Source organism: Salmonella sp. HY31 (assembly GCF_042604575.1).
GTDB lineage: Bacteria > Pseudomonadota > Gammaproteobacteria > Enterobacterales > Enterobacteriaceae > Salmonella > Salmonella diarizonae.
Genome location: NZ_CP170479.1, coordinates 1,890,896 through 1,909,516, shown reverse-complemented (window position 1 = coordinate 1,909,516; position 18,621 = coordinate 1,890,896). Strand labels below are relative to the sequence as shown.

Genomic DNA, 18,621 nt, shown 5'->3' with positions numbered 1-18,621 from the left:
GGGACGTTAAATGAAAAAATGGTCACGCCACCTGCTCGCGGCGGGCGCCCTGGCGCTGGGTATGAGTGCCGCTCATGCCGATGACAACAACACACTCTATTTCTATAACTGGACTGAGTATGTACCGCCTGGACTGCTGGAACAGTTCACGAAGGAGACAGGCATTAAGGTTATTTATTCAACCTACGAATCGAATGAAACCATGTATGCCAAACTCAAAACCTATAAAGATGGCGCGTATGACCTGGTTGTTCCTTCTACATACTATGTCGACAAAATGCGCAAAGAAGGCATGATCCAGAAGATCGATAAGTCGAAATTAACCAATTTCCACAACCTCGATCCGGAAATGCTCAACAAACCGTTTGACCCCAATAACGATTATTCTGTTCCGTATATCTGGGGCGCAACGGCGATTGGCGTGAACAGCGATGCTATCGATCCAAAAACCATTACCAGCTGGGCTGACTTATGGAAACCGGAATATAAAAATAGCCTACTTTTAACCGACGATGCGCGAGAAGTATTCCAGATGGCGCTGCGCAAGCTGGGGTATTCCGGTAACACCACCGATCCGAAAGAGATCAAAGCAGCATATGAAGAGTTAAAAAAACTGATGCCAAACGTAGCGGCCTTCAACTCCGATAATCCGGCGAATCCGTATATGGAAGGGGAAGTCAACCTGGGGATGGTGTGGAACGGCTCGGCCTTCGTTGCTCGTCAGGCTGGCACGCCGCTGGAGGTCGTCTGGCCGAAGGAAGGCGGCATTTTCTGGATGGATAGCCTGGCTATTCCGGCGAACGCGAAAAATAAAGAGGGCGCGCTGAAGCTAATCAACTTCCTGCTGCGTCCTGACGTTGCGAAAGAGGTGGCGGAAACCATCGGCTACCCTACCCCAAACCTGGCGGCGCGTAAGCTGTTAAGCCCGGAGGTCGCCAATGATAAGTCGCTCTATCCGGATGCGCAAACCATCAGCAAAGGCGAGTGGCAAAACGATGTCGGCGACGCCAGCGCAATTTATGAAGAGTATTATCAGAAGCTAAAAGCCGGACGCTAATTCAGCCAAAGCGCCTATCTGGCCTACAGATGAACGTAACATGAATGTAGGCCGGATAAGCGCAGCGCCATCCGGCAAATAGAACTACAGACCTTTCAAGAGCTTATCAACAAATTCCGGCACGACCTGGCTTGCCGGGCCGTAGTGCTTCTCTTCAAACTCGCTACCGACCTGACTTGGCTCAAGATTCAGTTCCACCGTATGCGCGCCGTGCAGTTTTGCTTCATGCACAAAACCCGCAGCCGGATAGACATGACCGGATGTACCGATGGCGATAAAAATATCCGCCATCGACAGCGCCATATATATTTCATCCATGCCAAGCGGCATCTCGCCAAACCACACCACGTGCGGGCGTAGCGGCGCCGGGAACTGGCAGCAGTGACATTTATCTTCCGGCATCACATCACCGTTCCATTCCAGAATCTGGCCACTCTGCGAACAGCGCACCTTCAACAGCTCGCCATGCATATGAATGATGTTGCGATTACCCGCGCGCTCATGCAAATTGTCGATATTTTGCGTCACCAGCAAGAAGCGATCGCCAAGCGTCTCTTCAAGCCTCGCTAACGCCAGATGCGCCGCATTAGGTTGAATTTCCGACTGTTGAAGCTGCTGACGGCGGGCATTATAAAACGTCTGCACCAGCGCCGGATTGCGGGCGAATCCTTCCGGCGTCGCCACATCTTCAACCCGATGCTCTTCCCAAAGACCATCCGCCGCGCGAAACGTACGAATACCAGACTCTGCAGAAATTCCTGCACCTGTAAGGACTAATACTCTTGGGTTTTCCATCATTTCCGGCACCACTCTGTCTCTGAAAAAGATCCGCTGACGCAGACGTTCACGCAACAGACGTTTATTTTTACGAAAGCGGCTTAATCGATGAAACCGACGCGACTGCATAACAACCTCTTTTTTAATTAGTCGGTAAGATGTAAAAAAGCAGCGCCACGCATCCCACCGGCATCCCCATGCCGCGCACGCTCAATACGCGGAACGCGGGCAACAGGGAGGAGATGGCGCGGCAGTCTTTCCGCCAGTTGCGTTGTTATTGCCGTAAAGTTCGATAGTCCGCCTCCGATCACCAACAGGCAGGGATCGACAATCGTCAGTATATTCCCCAGACAAACCGCCAGTAAATCCAGATAGCGCTCAACATGCGCGTGCGCCTGTTCATCGCCCTGCTCCCACAAGGCGATAATCTCCGGTGCCTGTAGCGATTGATGATAATAATGCTGATATAGCCACGCAAAGCCACGCCCGGACAGATAATTCTCAATGCAACCCATCTGACCGCATCCGCAGCGGCGGAGAGGAAAATCAAATCCCATCAACGTTAGCGCGTCCACCGGCAAACGCATATGACCAAACTCGCCGGTGATATAGCTCTGACCGGTAATCGGCTTCCCATTTAGCACCAGACCGCCGCCGACGCCAGTGCCGAGGATAAGGCCCATAACCAAAGGGTATTGCGTGAATTCATCATCCCAGGCTTCGGATAAGGCAAAACAGTTAGCGTCATTGTCCAGACGCACATCGCGATCCAGACGGGCGCTGAGATCGGCGCGCAGTGGCTTACCGCTGGCCGCCGGAACATTCGCGGCGTACAGCGTGCCGTCTTCGGTTTCCGGCATACCGGGTATGCCAATCCCTACCGACCCTTTTACGCTAAATCGCTGGTCGGCTTCCGCGACCAGTTCGCACACGGCGTCTAAAAAGGCGCTATAGCCGGTATGGGGCGTGGGAACCCGTTTTTCCCACAGCAGCCGCCGCGTCGAATCAAATACGCCTAACGCAATCTTTGTCCCGCCAATATCAAACCCGTAATACATCACCGCTCCTTGTTTTTATATCCCGCGATTACTGGCCGCTCAATACTCGCGCAGGGTCAATGTTGCTCGCCCGCCGCGCCGGATACCAGCTCGCCAGTAAGCTTAACAACAACGCCGTGACCAGTACGTAAACAACGTCCAGCCAATGCAATTCGGATGGCAGGAAGTCGATAAAATAGATATCGCCGGACAAAAACTGATGCCCGATCGCCTTTTCAATCCCATTAATAATGGCAGTAAGCTGAAGCGAAACGACAACGCCGATCGCCACGCCAATCAAGCTGCCTAACAAGCCCGCCAGTAGTCCGTACCAAACGAAAATGGCACGAATTAAACCATCTTTCGCCCCCAGTGTTCTTAATACCGCAATGTCGCCGCTTTTGTCTTTTACCGCCATCACTAAGGTGGAAACGATATTAAAACAGGCCACGCCGATCACCAGAATCATCGCCAGATACATAATGGCGCGAATCATCTGGATATCACGATACATATAGCCGTAAGTGCCGATCCAGCTCTTAATGTAGACATAGCTGTTAGTCACCTCACCCGCGTCACGCACGAGTTTATTGGCGTTAAACACGTCATGGACCTTAAGCGCGATACCGGAAACGCTGGACCCCATATCCAGATACTGCTGCGCATCCTCAAGCGGGATCATGGCGAAGCTGTGATCGAGCTGGCCGCTCAGTTGCAGAATCCCGGTGACATGCAAACGCACGCGTTTGGGCTGGAGCAGCTTATGGTCGGCATTCGCATTGGGGATCATGATGGACACCCAGTCGCCCTGTTTCACTTTCAGCGCATCGGCGACACCTTTGCCAATAATGACCTGCTGCTCGCCCGCTTTGAAATGATCCCAGGCGTGATTTTGCACAAATGACGGTAGCGCGCTAAGCTGTTGCTCTTGCTTAGGGTCGACGCCTTTAACCTGAATGGCGCGCAAATTCGCCCCGCTCTCTACCAGGCCGGTAAAGTTGATATACGGCGCGGCGGCGGCAATGCCCGGCACCTTCTGCACTTTTGCCAGAGCTTCACGCCAGTTGGTCCACGGCTGATTGACGGCTTCAATCTCCCCGTGCGGCACCACCGCCAGAATACGATTATTCAGCTCGCGTTCGAAACCGTTCATCGCGCTTAAACCGACAATCAATACCGCTACGCCCAGCGCGATACCGATGGTAGAAATGACGGAAATGAGCGAAACCATACCGCCGCGCCGCCGTCCACGGCTAAAACGCAACCCAATTAACAATGATAAAGGCGACGCCATTACTCAGCCCCCATCAGGCTCAGTTCCGCCGTCAGGCGACCATCGCGCATCTCAAGCTGGCGGCTCATACGTTTCGCCAGTTGCAAGTCGTGAGTCACCACCAGAAATGCGGTTCCCTGCAGACGATTTAACTCGCCCAGAAGCTCAAAAATACTGTCGGCATTACGCGCATCCAGATTACCGGTCGGCTCATCCGCCAGCACCAGACGCGGGTTATTCACCAATGCGCGCGCTATCGCGACACGCTGGCGCTCACCGCCGGAAAGTTCCGAAGGCCGATGGGTTGCGCGATGTTCCAGCCCTACGGCGTGCAGCATTTCTCGCGCCCGCGCGTCAATCTCCGCCGGTTTCTTTTTGCCAATCAATAATGGCATCGCCACGTTTTCCAGCGCCGTAAAATCCGGCAGGAGATGGTGAAACTGATAGATAAACCCCAGTTTCTGGTTACGTAGTTCCGCTTTTGCCGCAGAAGAGAGTTTGCTCATCGGCTGGCCGCTAAAAATCACATCGCCGGAGGTGGGCGTATCCAGCCCGCCTAACAGATGCAGCAACGTACTTTTACCCGAACCGGAACTGCCGACGATCGCCATCATTTCACCTTCGCCGATACTGAAGCTGACATCGTGCAACACGTCTGTTTGTACGGTGCCTTCCTGATAGCGTTTGCACAGGTTGTCGCATTGCAACAGGATCTTATTCATAACGTAAAGCCTCAGCGGGTTGAGTGGCGGCAGCGCGCCAGGAAGGATAAAGCGTAGAAAGCAGCGCGATGGCCATTGCCACCAGCGCGATAACGATCACCTGTAACGGCTCTATCGCCACGGGCAACGCGGCGCCGTCCAGAAACGCGCCGATGACTGGCATCAGGTTATTCAGTTGGCTGGCAAGCAATGCGCCCAGCGCGGCGCCCAACAGCGCGCCGATAATACCGGCGCTGGCGCCCTGCACCATAAAGACCATCATAATTTGTCGGGGCGTCAGCCCTTGAGTTTGTAAAATCGCCACTTCGCCCTGCTTCTCCATGACCATCAGGCCCAACGAAGTAATAATGTTAAAAGCCGCGACCGCTACAATCAGACTCAGCAGCAATCCCATCATGTTCTTTTCCATGCGCACAGCCTGGAACAACTCGCCTTTGCGTTCGCGCCAGTCCTGCCACTTCGTGCCTTGCGGCAGCGTCTGCTGACTAAGGGTATCGACTTTCAGCGGTTCATCCAGCCATAGACGCCAGCCGGTAATATTGCCTGCCGGGTAGCGCATTAAACGCGACGCGTCCTGAATATTGACCAGCATTTCATAACCATCGACCTCGCTATTGGCGGCAAACGTGCCAATCACCGTAAACAGACGCTGGCTGGGCAGGCGTCCCATTGGCGTAAACTGACTGGCAGATGGCACCATTAGCCGAATCTGATCGCCGCGGTTGACCCCTAACTGTCCGGCGAGCTGCTCGCCGAGGATGACATTATACTTACCCGGCTGTAGTTCGCTTTGCTTCACATTGACCAGATACGGCGTTAACGGATCTTTTTGCGCCGGATCGATACCCAACATCACGCCAACCGCAACGCTACGTGCGCTTTGCAGTACAACATCGCCCGTTGTCAGCGGCGCAATACGGTTAACGCCTTGCAGATTCACGGCTTTTTCCGGCATCTGATTCGGGTTAAGAGAGCCATGTTCAGCAGAGAGGATGGCCTGAGGCATCAGACCAAGAATGTTATTTTGCAGTTCGCGCTCAAAACCGTTCATCACCGACAATACCGTGACCAGCGCCATCACCCCCAGGGTAATGCCGATAGTGGAAAGCCAGGAAACGAAGCGACCGAAGCGATCTGCTGCACGCCCGCGCATGTAACGCAGGCCGATGAATAGAGCGACAGGTTGATACATGTAATCCGTCTGGTTGCTGTTAGCAAAGTCCCGAGTATATAAGCGAAAGCGGAATGCGTAAATGTCTGAACCGTAAGAGTTCGTCAGCGTTATTCTGAAAAATGCCGATAAATCAAGTCACTTATGCGTTCATACTTCACCTGTCCGGCGTGTTATCCGGCGGATTCAATTTGCTAATAGGCAACGATCGCGGATAATAAAGAACATTGCTTATCAGTCATATGCCCCTGAATACCTGAGCCCTTCATGCTGTTCCGGCGCGCAGCCAACCATGAAGCAGCCTGAAGGATGACGCGTAGAGTGCGGCGTAAAACAAAAAGAGATACTGACAACCGTTATGCCTGAAAAACAACGTTACACGCTGCCGACAAAAGCGGGCGATCAGCGCCAGTTGGGCGAGCTTACCGGCGCCGCCTGCGCCACGCTGGTGGCGGAGATAGTCGAACGACATGCCGGCCCGGTGGTACTCATAGCGCCTGACATGCAAAATGCTCTGCGACTGCATGATGAAATCCGCCAGTTTACCGATCAGATGGTCATGAACCTGGCGGACTGGGAAACGCTACCGTATGACAGTTTCTCCCCGCATCAGGAAATTATCTCTTCTCGTCTGTCCACGCTCTACCAGTTGCCATCGATGCAGCGCGGCGTCTTGATTGTACCGGTAAACACCCTGATGCAGCGTGTTTGCCCACATAGCTATCTGCATGGTCATGCGCTGGTGATGAAAAAAGGCCAGCGGCTGTCCCGCGACGCTCTGCGCGCACAGCTCGACAGCGCCGGTTATCGGCATGTCGATCAGGTTATGGAGCATGGCGAATACGCGACGCGCGGCGCGCTGTTGGATCTCTTCCCGATGGGCAGCGAACAGCCTTATCGCCTCGACTTTTTTGATGATGAAATCGACAGCCTGCGTCTGTTTGACGCGGATACCCAGCGTACGCTGGAGGAAGTCGAGGCCATTAATTTGCTGCCCGCGCACGAATTTCCTACCGACAAAACCGCTATTGAGCTTTTCCGTAGCCAGTGGCGCGATACCTTTGAGGTAAAACGCGACGCCGAGCACATCTATCAGCAGGTCAGCAAAGGCACCCTGCCCGCCGGGATCGAATACTGGCAACCGCTCTTTTTCAGCGAACCGCTGCCGCCATTATTTAGCTACTTCCCCGCCAACACTCTGGTGGTGAATACCGGCTCGCTGGAAACCAGCGCCGAACGCTTTCAGGCCGATACGCTGGCGCGTTTTGAAAATCGCGGCGTCGATCCTATGCGCCCGCTTTTGCCGCCGGAAGCCCTTTGGCTACGAGTGGATGAGCTCTTTTCCGAGCTTAAACGCTGGCCTCGCCTCCAGCTTAAGACCGACCATCTGCCGGAAAAAGCCGCCAATACCAATCTCGGTTTCCAGAAATTACCAGATTTGGCTATCCAGGCGCAGCAAAAATCGCCGCTGGACGCGCTACGTAAATTCCTCGAATCTTTCAACGGCCCGGTGATTTTCTCGGTGGAAAGCGAAGGACGTCGCGAAGCGCTGGGGGAGCTCCTTGCTCGCATAAAAATCGCGCCGAAGCGGATTTTACACCTGGACGAGGCGCAGGATGCGGGACGCTATCTGATGATTGGCGCCGCGGAACATGGCTTTATCGACACCCAACGCAATCTGGCGTTGATTTGTGAAAGCGATCTCTTGGGTGAACGGGTCGCGCGTCGCCGCCAGGATTCCCGCCGCACGATCAACCCGGATACGTTGATTCGTAACCTGGCGGAGCTTCACGTCGGCCAACCGGTAGTGCATCTGGAGCACGGCGTCGGGCGTTATGCCGGCATGACCACTCTGGAGGCTGGCGGCATCAAGGGCGAATATCTGATGCTCACTTACGCCAATGACGCCAAACTGTACGTACCGGTCTCCTCATTACACCTGATTAGCCGCTATGCCGGCGGCGCGGAAGAAAGTGCGCCGCTGCATAAACTGGGCGGCGATGCCTGGTCGCGCGCCCGGCAAAAAGCGGCGGAAAAAGTGCGCGATGTGGCGGCGGAACTGTTGGATATTTATGCGCAACGGGCGGCAAAAGAGGGTTTTGCCTTTAAGCATGATCGTGAGCAGTACCAGTTATTCTGCGACAGCTTCCCGTTTGAAACGACGCCCGATCAGGCACAGGCGATTAACGCCGTATTGAGCGATATGTGCCAACCGCTGGCGATGGACAGGCTGGTGTGCGGCGACGTCGGCTTCGGCAAAACCGAAGTGGCGATGCGCGCCGCGTTCCTGGCGGTGGAAAACCACAAACAGGTGGCGGTACTGGTGCCGACTACGCTACTGGCGCAGCAACACTATGACAACTTCCGCGACCGTTTCGCCAACTGGCCGGTACGTATTGAGATGCTGTCCCGCTTTCGCAGCGCCAAAGAGCAGACGCAAATCCTGGCGGAAGCCGCCGAGGGTAAGATCGATATTCTGATCGGTACTCATAAACTGCTACAAAGCGATGTGAAGCTGCGCGACCTCGGCCTGCTGATTGTCGATGAAGAGCACCGTTTCGGCGTGCGCCACAAAGAGCGAATTAAGGCGATGCGCGCCGATGTCGATATTCTGACGCTCACGGCGACGCCGATCCCGCGGACGCTGAATATGGCGATGAGCGGTATGCGCGATCTTTCTATTATCGCCACCCCCCCTGCACGCCGTCTGGCGGTAAAAACCTTTGTCCGCGAATACGATAGCCTGGTGGTAAGGGAAGCGATTCTGCGTGAAGTTCTGCGCGGCGGTCAGGTTTACTATTTGTACAATGATGTCGAAAATATTCAGAAAGCCGCAGAGCGGCTGGCGGAACTGGTGCCGGAAGCGCGAATCGCCATTGGCCACGGGCAGATGCGCGAACGTGAACTGGAACGGGTCATGAACGATTTCCACCATCAACGTTTTAACGTGCTGGTGTGTACTACGATTATCGAAACGGGAATCGACATCCCCACCGCTAACACGATCATCATTGAACGCGCGGATCATTTCGGCCTCGCGCAGTTGCACCAGTTACGCGGCCGCGTAGGGCGCTCGCACCACCAGGCCTACGCCTGGCTGCTGACGCCGCACCCTAAAGCAATGACCACCGATGCGCAAAAACGGCTGGAGGCGATTGCGTCGCTGGAGGATTTAGGCGCCGGGTTTGCGCTGGCGACCCACGATCTGGAGATCCGCGGCGCGGGCGAACTGCTTGGCGAAGAGCAAAGCGGCTCAATGGAAACCATTGGCTTCTCACTCTACATGGAACTGCTGGAAAACGCCGTCGATGCGCTGAAAGCAGGCCGCGAACCGTCGCTGGAAGATCTCACCAGCCAGCAAACGGAAGTCGAGCTGCGAATGCCGTCGTTACTGCCGGATGATTTTATTCCGGATGTTAATACCCGGCTGTCATTCTATAAACGCATTGCCAGCGCTAAGAACGAAAACGAGCTGGAAGAGATCAAAGTGGAATTGATCGATCGCTTCGGCCTGCTGCCCGATCCGGCGCGTAATCTGCTGGATATCGCTCGCCTGCGCCAACAGGCGCAAAAGCTCGGCATCCGAAAACTGGAGGGTAACGAGAAAGGCGGAACGATTGAGTTCGCCGAGAAAAACCACGTTGACCCCACCTGGCTTATCGGGTTGTTGCAAAAACAGCCGCAGCATTTCCGTCTGGATGGCCCGACGCGCCTCAAGTTTATTCAGGATTTAAGCGAACGTAAAACGCGTATAGACTGGGTACGCCAGTTTATGCAGCAACTGGAAGAAAACGCTATTGCATAAGCGTCAGGCCGGGCGTCATTACCCTGCGTCCGGCCTAATCTTTACAAATTCTTTGCACTTCCCTGCAGTTCCAGACACAGCCAGCCGCCATAATTCTTATTTCCTCTTTTATAAAAATAACCACATAATAATCATGGGCTTATTATAATGTTCGAAAATACGCGACTCTCTCGCTGGTGGGCGTTGCTTGCGCTTACCGCGACCATCATGCTTGCTCTTCCCGCGCAGGCGAATACGTGGCCTCTTCCGCCTCCCGGCAGTCGACTGGTAGGGGAAAATAAATTCCATGTCGTCGAAGACGACGGCGGCTCGCTGGAGGCGATCGCCAAAAAATATAACGTGGGCTTTTTAGCCCTGTTACAGGCCAACCCCGGCATTGATCCTTACGTGCCACGCGCAGGCAGCGTGCTGACGATTCCGCTGCAAACGCTGCTACCGGACGCGCCACGTGAAGGTATCGTCATTAACCTCGCGGAATTACGGCTTTATTATTATCAACCGGGGAAAAATACGGTCACGGTCTACCCTATCGGGATTGGTCAACTGGGCGGCGATACCCTGACGCCAACGATGGTGACAACCATTTCGGATAAACGCGCCAATCCAACCTGGACGCCGACCGCCAATATTCGCGCCCGCTATAAAGCGCAAGGCATCGATCTCCCCGCCGTGGTGCCTGCCGGTCCCGATAACCCGATGGGGCATCACGCGATTCGTTTAGCGGCCTACGGCGGCGTCTATCTGTTACATGGCACTAATGCCGATTTTGGCATTGGTATGCGCGTCAGTTCCGGCTGTATCCGCCTGCGCGACGGTGATATAGAGACGTTGTTCCGTCAGGTCACGCCGGGAACCAAAGTGAATATTATCAATACGCCGATTAAAGCCTCGGTGGAGCCAGGCGGCGTGCGACTGGTGGAGGTTCATCAGCCGCTGTCTAAAAATATAGGCGACGATCCGCAGGTGCTGCCGATTGTGCTGAATGGCCCTATACAGACGTTTAAGGACGCGCCGCAGACCGACGCCGCGGTGATGGAACATGTTATGGAAGTGCGTTCCGGAATGCCGGTGGATGTAACCCGTCACCCGGAGACAAAACCGCAGTCGCTGTAAGCGTTACGGTATTTATAGGCCGGATAAGTAAAGCACCATCAGGCTGGTTTACGCCGGATAGCGGCATAACCGCCTTATCCGACCGACAAAAAAGCCTCGCGATACATCGCGAGGCTTTTTCTTTTTATTGTGGCAATCGCAGTGACATTAATGAGGGTTAATGCTTACTTGTAGATTACCGCCGTACCGTGAAGGGTATTCGGACCGGTGACAGAGGTAATACGAAAAGACTTCGCGCCCATCTCCTCCGCTTTCTGCGCCAGCTGATCTTCCAGCGATCCCAGATTTGTGCCGCCATTCGCAGAAATGGTACCAAACTTCTGTTGACCGTCTGGTGTTGCCTGGACTTCAACGGCGGCGAAACTGGCGAATGAGAGCGAACCAAGTACCACAGCAGCGATGAGGGTTTTTACGTTTTTCATAGTTATGACCTTTAGCAGATGAATGAGTGTCGCAAGCATTAACTTAACGATCGATAAATTAATCATAGATGTGATCTGCATCACGCGTCAATCTCTTTTTATAATGATCGTTATATAATTTATAAAGATGTTATTTTTCATGTGAATAGAATTGATGTATTTTTCTAATGAACACGCTGGAGCCAGAAGTCGTTTGTTTTTATAATAGAGATCCCCCCTTTAAACAGGTACAACGGCATCATGACAACGGATACCACGAGTTGCGCGAAGAAAAGCCGTGGCCGACCAAAAGTGTTCGACAGGGAAGCCGCGCTTGATAAGGCCATGACCCTCTTCTGGCAACACGGCTATGAAGCAACTTCGCTTGCCGATCTCGTAGAGGCTACCGGGGCGAAAGCGCCTACTCTCTATGCGGAATTCACTAACAAAGAAGGATTATTTCGCGCTGTCCTGGATCGCTACATCACTCGCTTTGCCTCAAAGCACGAAGCCCAGCTCTTTTGCGAAGAGAAAAGCGTGGAATGCGCGCTGGAAGATTATTTCACAGAAATTGCTGCCTGTTTTACCAGCACAGACACGCCGGCTGGCTGTTTTATGATTAATACGTCCGCCACCCTGGCCGCCTCCTCGCACAATATCGCCCGTACAGTAAAATCACGCCACGCCATGCAAGAGCAGACGCTCATTCAGTTTCTGCGTCAGCGCCAGGAGCGCGGTGAAATTCCGGCGTACTGTAACCCGCAGGCGCTCGCAGAATATATAAACTGTATTTTACAGGGAATGTCGATTAGCGCCCGTGAAGGAGCCACCTTCGAACAACTGATGCAAATCACGCGCACGACTCTGCGCATCTGGCCTGAATTGCTCAAACCCTGAACGACGCAGTTTCGGATAAAAAAAGCCCCTCAGCCTGAGCGAATGAGGGGCTAACTTGCAGAGTACAGCTTTTTTATGCTTTGTTATTCAGAACCAGTTGGCCATTGCCGTCGAGGGGAATTTGCGTTCCGGGGTCTTTATCCATGCGGATTTTGCCCTGCTGATCGCCAATTTTGTACGTCACGTCGTAGCCAAGCATCTTTTCAGATTTGTCATACACCGTCTTACAGCGTTGCTGCGTGGTAGTGTAAGTATCACTTTCCTGCATTGATCCCTGGATTTGGTTGCCAGCATAACCGCCGCCCAGCGCCCCGACGACCGTCGCCACATCTTTACCACGACCGCCGCCAAATTGATGTCCAATCACGCCGCCTGCTACTGCGCCAAGCACTGAGCCGGCGATACGGTTTTCGTCCTGGACCGGTCTGCGATGCGTGACGGTGACATTACGGCACTCCTGACGCGGCGTTTTTACCGTCTCTTTAATCGGTTTAGCCGATATCACCTGCGCATATTGCGGACCACGATCAAATACGTTGAGACTGGCTACTGCCGCCACGCCCAGCGCAGCCGCTACGCCAATCCCTATACCCGCCAACATTGATTTATTCACGGGAGTTCCTCCTTCGTTGCTATTGGTAACAATTTTGCAACCAGTATGCGAACAAAGCCAATCGGAATGAGGATGAAAAGTGTGGGATGAGACGGTAAATCTGAAGGATTCGGACAACTCCGAAGAAAGATACGGAGAAGCGCTCACCGGTGCGAACAACCGGTGAGCCGCAGAGAAATTAGTGCAGTTTCAGGCGCGGACGAATGACGCGGTTAATACTTCCCACCAGCATCATCAGGCCGGTTTTAAAGTATCCATGCAATGCTATCTGGTGCATACGGTATAACGAGATATACACGAAGCGGGCGATACGTCCTTCAATCATCATTGAACCGCGGGTCAGGTTCCCCATCAGACTACCAACGGTAGAGAAGTTGGACAGCGAGACCAACGATCCATGATCTTTATACTGATAGGATTTCAGCGGCTTGCCATTCATCTGCGCCAGAATGTTATTCATCGCGCAGGTAGCCATCTGATGCGCCGCCTGAGCGCGAGGCGGTACAAAGCCTCCCTCCGGACGTGCGCAGGAAGCACAGTCGCCAATCGCATAAATATCAGGATCGCGCGTGGTTTGCAGCGTCGGTTCCACCACCAGTTGGTTAATGCGGTTAGTTTCCAGACCGCCAATCTCTTTCATAAAATCTGGCGCTTTGATACCCGCCGCCCACACCATCAGATCGGCCTGAATATACTCGCCTTCTTTAGTATGCAGACCGCCTTCGTCGGCGCTGGTGACCATAGTTTGAGTCAGCACGCGAACGCCCAGTTTGGTCAGTTCATTATGCGCAGCGCTGGAGATACGCGGCGGCAACGCAGGCAGAATACGCTCGCCAGCCTCAACCAACGTCACGTTCAGCGCGTCGTTGGTCAGCCCCTTATAACCATAGCTATGTAGCTGTTTTACCGCATTATGCAGTTCAGCCGACAGCTCAACCCCCGTCGCACCGCCGCCAACGATGGCGATATTGACCTTACCGTTCGCTCCCAGATTAGCCGAATATTTGAGGAACAGGTTCAGCATCTCCTGGTGAAAACGGCGCGCCTGATGCGGGTTATCGAGGAAGATACAGTGCTCTTTCACGCCCGGCGTGTTGAAATCATTAGAGGTACTGCCCAGCGCCATCACCAGCGTGTCATACGCGATTTTGCGCTCCGGCACCAGCAGTTCGCCCTTTTCATCACGCAACTCGGCAATGGTGATGGTTTTTGCTTGCCGATCAATATCCATCACCGACCCCAGTTGGAACTGGAAACCATGATTACGCGCATGAGCCAGATAGCTCAGCGCATCCACGCCTTCGTCCAGAGAGCCAGTCGCCACTTCGTGCAGCAGTGGTTTCCACAGGTGGCTGTGATTTCTGTCTACCAGCGTGATTTTCGCTTTTTTCTTGCGCCCCAGTTTATGGCCTAACTGCGTCGCCATTTCCAGCCCGCCAGCGCCGCCACCGACAATCACGATCCTTTTTAATGGTGTAGTCAACGTGACCCCCTTAAATTTATTAACCAATTGTTAATTAAAAGTTATTGCCTTAGCCTTTAATTAACAACAAGTTACGTTATTGGACATTGGCTTCTAATATGAGAATAGCATGAACGGTGCATTGGTCATACCAAAATTGATGTGCATCAAGTTTTCATGCTGAAAAGATAGACAACCTGCGAGAATTGAGCATAAAAAAACCAGCCATAAGGCTGGTTATCCCGTTATCGATAATGCCGGATGGCGTTACCCCAGCGTTTTAAACGCTTTGATACGTTGCAAATGCGGCGAAATATTTTTAAATTTGTGAGTCTGTTCCTCATCCCACACAATTTCATAATACTGGTGAAGCGCTTGCGATGATCGTTGGCTGTCCAGCGCTTCGTCATGGCGCGAGAGGATCACCAGACAACGATCGCGATTTTTTTCGCGAAAGTTAGTCACGCACTTTGTGGCGATGTCCGCATATTCTTCCGGGCGATCGATTTTCCCCTCCATGTTTTCATAGGGGAAAAGGTTCGGGTTAAAGACCACCTGACGGATATCGCACAAAAAGCCAATCCGCTCCGCCCAGTAACCGCCCAGCCCCACGCCACAGATTAAAGGGCGATCGTCCACATTCAACTGCAACATTTTGTCCACTTCTTTCAGCAGATGCTGCATATCGTGCTTAGGATGCCGCGTACTGTAGCTTACCAGCCGGACATCCGGGTCGATAAACTGTAATTGCAACACTTTCTCATGGTTGCCCGGACTATTTGAATCAAAACCGTGTAAATAAATAATCATCTGGCACCCTCACGAAAACCCGAGTTAATGACCTGCTTTTTCTTCCTGCCAGCGTTCATGTAACTGGTTGAGCTGGGCGCTGGCTGTTTTCCAGCGCGCTGAGTCCATGAGCTCCCGGCGTGAAAATGAACCTTTATGATACAAACGTGTAACACGTTCTGCTTTGATCGGCGACAGATTATCCAGCACGCTGACTGCGCCTTTACGATTATTGCAGACCAGAATCATATCGCAACCCGCATCCAGCGACGCCTGAGCGCGCTCAGCATAGCTGCCCATAATCGCCGCGCCCTCCATAGACAGATCGTCGGAGAAAATGACGCCGTCAAAGCCCAACTCCTGACGCAGCACCGTTTTCAGCCAGTGCGGCGAACCGCTTGCCGGACGCGGATCGACAGCGCGGTAGATCACGTGGGCAGGCATAATCGCATCCAGCTTATTCTCGCTAATCAGCGTGCGGAACACCGACATATCTTTGCCGCGAATATCCGTTTCAGAACGTGGATCGCACGGCGTCTCTTTGTGGGAGTCCGCCGTGACCGCGCCGTGACCGGGGAAATGTTTACCGGTCGTTTTCATCCCGGCATCATGCATGCCGTCAATAAAGCGCGTCGCCATTGCCAACGCTTTTGCGGGATCGGCATGATAGGAGCGCTCGCCAATCGCCGCGCTGATATGCCCGACGTCCAGCACTGGCGCAAAACTGATATCAATATCCATCGCGATCATTTCGCTGGCCATCAACCACCCCGCCTCCTGCGCCAGTCGTCCCCCCTCTTCCAGCCCATGTAGCGCAAAAAAAGATTGCGCCGCAGGCAGGCGGGTAAATTCTTCGCGGAAACGCTGTACGCGACCGCCTTCCTGATCGACGGCCACCACCAGATGGTTACGCGATGCCGCCCGAATCTGGCGCACTAATTCGCGCAACTGTTCCGGGTCATGGTAATTACGCGTGAACAGAATAAGCCCACCAACCCGCGGATGCGCCAGTATCTCACGCTCTTCCGCATCCAGCTCAAATCCTTCGACATCCAACATTACTGGGCCCACACTGCTCTCCTCATCCTTTCATACGTAGCTGGCGCCAGGTTTCATCGGCCAGCCTGATAAATTGTTGCTCGCCGGTTTGCCGCCAGCGGTATTCGAACCATCCTGCTTTCAGCATAATAACCCAGGGTTGCCATAACCGTATCTGCCGCCATAGCTGCCGCGCGTCGATTCGCGCGCGCGCGGCATAAGCGTTTGCCAGTTGTCGGTGCTGCCGTTCATCCTCAACCCATACCGCCGCCAGCTCCAGCGCAATATCGCCGTCGCCGGCATACTCCCAGTCAATCAGTCTCAGTCCGGCGGGCGTTAATACTATATTGTCGCCATGGACATCCATATGCACAGGCGCAAGCCGCAGCGGGCGGGGTTCACCGTTTTTTTGCAACTGTTTGAGCCGCCGCAACCAAAACGGTGTACGCCTCGCCGGATCGCAACACACCCAGTACTGCGCCAGCAGTGGCGATAGCGCGATACGCCAGCCAAAACGCGGCTGTTGATGCAAATGATACAGTAAGGCCGCCAGCTCGTCGGCATCCGGCAGAGCGGAATTTACCGCGCCATGCAGATATTCTACCGCCATCCAGCCTGACGTATAAAAAAGCGCTCGCGGCGCAAGACTGACCGGCAACCGGGATAAGGCTCGGTAATGACGTAAAAAATAGGCTTGTGGAGCGTCAGGATCGTGATGACGGCGCAAGACGATACGATGCGTATCGTGGGCAATAATACAGCTCCCGCCGCTTAGCCCCTGCGATACGGCGGCGACGGGACGATACAGTGGAAAATAGCGCGACAGGATCTCGTCGCGCGTTAAGGAATTATTGTTGTTGGACCGCACCTTTACCTGACCAGATTATCTCGCCAGTTTGCACCAGCATTAACTGCATCTGTAATGCAGGCGCGTTAACATTACCGGATGCGCTGGAGTAGAGCACATATTGCGCCCCGACATTGCGCGCGATACCGATCGCTTTACTGCGTGTTCCCAGACTATCCTGCGGAGACAACCCTAACTGCTGTTTTGCCATCGAGAGTTGCTGTACGGAGACCAGCGTAAATTTACCATTGTTAGCCAGCGCATGACGTAATGTTTCGGTTGCCTCGTTCGCATTTAACGACCCATTCGTTCGGTTATTCACGCTGTCGACAAGCAATACGCTTCCGGCCGTCACGCCATCAGCCTGCAACATTTTGCTGACCAGCGGTTGCATCGCGCCGTTCCAGTCATAGTGGCGCACCTTAGGCGCTGGCTGGCCCGTTTGATCTTCATGTTCGATCGGCCCCGGTTGCTGGGGAATCGTCGGTACAGACGGCACAACAGGAGGCTGCGGCGGCTGTGCAGGTTGTTCTGGCGCTGGTTTGACCTCTTCAACTGGCGCAGGCTCGCGTTGCGCCATACACCCGGAGAGAAATATCGCCAGCGCTGCGATTGCGGCGTAGCGATGCATTTTTGTCATCAAAGTTCACTCCTCACAAATAAAGATAAAGCCTGACCTTATGCGCCCCCAGATAATTGGCGCTGCCAAATAGCGTTACCGACGAACGCGCGGGTATGGTTACGCTACGCGGCGCCTCCAGCGGATGCATCTCCAGCCCCCGTGCGTCATACCAGTAGAACCGATAATGAACGGTAATGGGCTCTTGCCTTTCGTTATAGACGCGTGAAGAGGCTGATGGGTGGATATCAGACGCCGTCAGTTCAGGCTGCTCGGCGGTGACGCCCGCCGCCAGAACCGTGGACTCCATCACCAGCGACTGCGCGTCGCTTACCGGAATTTCAGGGTGTGACCGGCAGCCGGTAAGCAGCAGCAAGCCCAGAGAAACCGCGATGCATCCTTTGATCATACTTACAAGCCTTTATGCGCTAGCATCGGACCAAGCGGGCGACCGCCCAGCAGATGCATATGGATATGATAGACCTCCTGGCCCCCATGACGGTTGGTATTCATGATTAAACGATACCCATCTTCGGCAATGCCTTCCTGTTCGGCGATTTTCGCCGCCACGGTGATCATCCGACCTAACGCCTGTTCATGTTCCGCCGTCGCGTCATTGACGGTTGGGATCAGGATATTAGGAATAATCAGAATATGCGTAGGCGCCTGCGGTGAAATATCGCGAAATGCGGTGACCAGATCGTCCTGATAAACGATATCCGAAGGGATTTCACGACGAATAATTTTGCTGAATATAGTTTCTTCTGCCACGACGTTTTCCTTTTTCATAATAGCCCTTGCGGCGCACATGCTACGCCGAGCCATACTGCGAGTATAGAGTATGAGCGAGTTACCGACGCTCTTTCAACTTTAACCCACGATTTATTAAGCGAAAAATGCCTACATGCCGGACTTGCCGCCATATCCCCCTGCCATGACGCCTTCGTACGCTTAAAAAATATTTTCAGATTCACGGTTTATACTGTTTTACACACTTAAT

Annotated in this window: 18 protein-coding genes; 4 read left to right on the top strand and 14 right to left on the bottom strand. The window is 53.7% G+C overall.

The window, feature by feature from the left end; all coding sequences use genetic code 11:
* Positions 1-10 precede the first annotated feature (10 nt).
* Entirely contained in the window at positions 11-1,057 is a 1,047-nt protein-coding gene (gene potD, locus ACE15A_RS08900; RefSeq protein WP_023248255.1) for a spermidine/putrescine ABC transporter substrate-binding protein PotD, read from the top strand.
* Between the two features lie 84 nt (positions 1,058-1,141).
* Here the strand turns inward: potD and cobB are convergent, their stop codons facing one another.
* The 5 genes from cobB to lolC are packed head-to-tail and all read right to left on the bottom strand — an operon-like array spanning position 1,142 to position 6,058.
* Complete coding sequence (gene cobB, locus ACE15A_RS08895; protein ID WP_023248254.1) at positions 1,142-1,963, bottom strand: Sir2 family NAD+-dependent deacetylase; 822 nt, start codon at positions 1,961-1,963, stop codon at positions 1,142-1,144.
* A gap of 17 nt (positions 1,964-1,980) precedes the next feature.
* Positions 1,981-2,892, bottom strand: a complete 912-nt coding sequence (nagK, locus tag ACE15A_RS08890; RefSeq protein WP_023248253.1) for an N-acetylglucosamine kinase — start codon at positions 2,890-2,892, stop codon at positions 1,981-1,983.
* A gap of 28 nt (positions 2,893-2,920) precedes the next feature.
* Positions 2,921-4,165, bottom strand: coding sequence for a lipoprotein-releasing ABC transporter permease subunit LolE (gene lolE / locus ACE15A_RS08885; RefSeq protein WP_023248252.1), 1,245 nt, complete (start codon positions 4,163-4,165; stop codon positions 2,921-2,923).
* Positions 4,165-4,866, bottom strand: a complete 702-nt coding sequence (gene lolD, locus ACE15A_RS08880; RefSeq protein ID WP_001033714.1) for a lipoprotein-releasing ABC transporter ATP-binding protein LolD — start codon at positions 4,864-4,866, stop codon at positions 4,165-4,167. Before lolD ends, lolE begins: the two co-directional genes overlap by 1 nt.
* Positions 4,859-6,058: a lipoprotein-releasing ABC transporter permease subunit LolC gene (lolC, locus tag ACE15A_RS08875; protein WP_053509506.1), complete on the bottom strand. Its 1,200-nt coding sequence runs from the start codon at positions 6,056-6,058 to the stop codon at positions 4,859-4,861. The genes lolD and lolC overlap by 8 nt, the downstream gene beginning before the upstream one ends.
* Before the next feature lie 337 nt (positions 6,059-6,395).
* Between lolC and mfd the strand changes: the two genes are divergently transcribed.
* Complete coding sequence (gene mfd, locus ACE15A_RS08870; protein ID WP_129382403.1) at positions 6,396-9,842, top strand: transcription-repair coupling factor; 3,447 nt, start codon at positions 6,396-6,398, stop codon at positions 9,840-9,842.
* A 147-nt stretch (positions 9,843-9,989) separates the two neighbouring features.
* Positions 9,990-10,955: a L,D-transpeptidase family protein gene (locus ACE15A_RS08865; RefSeq protein WP_023248249.1), complete on the top strand. Its 966-nt coding sequence runs from the start codon at positions 9,990-9,992 to the stop codon at positions 10,953-10,955.
* A 164-nt stretch (positions 10,956-11,119) separates the two neighbouring features.
* Here the strand turns inward: ACE15A_RS08865 and bhsA are convergent, their stop codons facing one another.
* On the bottom strand, positions 11,120-11,377 hold the full coding sequence (gene bhsA, locus ACE15A_RS08860) for a multiple stress resistance protein BhsA (RefSeq protein WP_023248248.1): 258 nt from the start codon (positions 11,375-11,377) through the stop codon (positions 11,120-11,122).
* 240 nt (positions 11,378-11,617) lie between these two features.
* Here bhsA and ACE15A_RS08855 point away from each other — a divergent pair, with 240 nt between their 5' ends.
* Positions 11,618-12,253, top strand: a complete 636-nt coding sequence (locus tag ACE15A_RS08855) for a TetR/AcrR family transcriptional regulator (RefSeq protein ID WP_023248247.1) — start codon at positions 11,618-11,620, stop codon at positions 12,251-12,253.
* A 73-nt stretch (positions 12,254-12,326) separates the two neighbouring features.
* On the opposite strand, the gene ACE15A_RS08850 is transcribed toward ACE15A_RS08855, so the two are convergent.
* The 8 genes from ACE15A_RS08850 to hinT form a co-directional block, all read right to left on the bottom strand.
* Positions 12,327-12,866 (bottom strand): glycine zipper 2TM domain-containing protein, encoded by a 540-nt coding sequence (locus ACE15A_RS08850; protein WP_001043449.1) that lies wholly within the window; start codon positions 12,864-12,866, stop codon positions 12,327-12,329.
* A gap of 178 nt (positions 12,867-13,044) precedes the next feature.
* The gene (ndh, locus tag ACE15A_RS08845; RefSeq protein ID WP_023248246.1) at positions 13,045-14,349 is read right to left on the bottom strand and encodes an NADH-quinone dehydrogenase; all 1,305 of its coding nucleotides are present in this window, start codon (positions 14,347-14,349) and stop codon (positions 13,045-13,047) included.
* Between the two features lie 246 nt (positions 14,350-14,595).
* On the bottom strand, positions 14,596-15,138 hold the full coding sequence (gene ycfP, locus ACE15A_RS08840) for an alpha/beta hydrolase YcfP (RefSeq protein ID WP_023248245.1): 543 nt from the start codon (positions 15,136-15,138) through the stop codon (positions 14,596-14,598).
* A gap of 24 nt (positions 15,139-15,162) precedes the next feature.
* Positions 15,163-16,188, bottom strand: coding sequence for a beta-N-acetylhexosaminidase (gene nagZ / locus ACE15A_RS08835; RefSeq protein WP_023248244.1), 1,026 nt, complete (start codon positions 16,186-16,188; stop codon positions 15,163-15,165).
* Positions 16,189-16,198: 10 nt separating this feature from the next.
* Positions 16,199-17,023 (bottom strand): thiamine kinase, encoded by an 825-nt coding sequence (gene thiK, locus ACE15A_RS08830; RefSeq protein WP_064055753.1) that lies wholly within the window; start codon positions 17,021-17,023, stop codon positions 16,199-16,201.
* Positions 17,004-17,642 (bottom strand): penicillin-binding protein activator LpoB, encoded by a 639-nt coding sequence (gene lpoB, locus ACE15A_RS08825; protein ID WP_023248242.1) that lies wholly within the window; start codon positions 17,640-17,642, stop codon positions 17,004-17,006. Before lpoB ends, thiK begins: the two co-directional genes overlap by 20 nt.
* Positions 17,643-17,655: 13 nt before the next feature.
* Positions 17,656-18,030 carry a YcfL family protein gene (locus ACE15A_RS08820; protein WP_023248241.1) on the bottom strand — a complete coding sequence of 125 codons (375 nt, stop codon included), beginning with the start codon at positions 18,028-18,030 and terminating at the stop codon, positions 17,656-17,658.
* A gap of 2 nt (positions 18,031-18,032) precedes the next feature.
* Positions 18,033-18,392 (bottom strand): purine nucleoside phosphoramidase, encoded by a 360-nt coding sequence (hinT, locus tag ACE15A_RS08815; RefSeq protein WP_023248240.1) that lies wholly within the window; start codon positions 18,390-18,392, stop codon positions 18,033-18,035.
* Positions 18,393-18,621 lie beyond the last annotated feature (229 nt).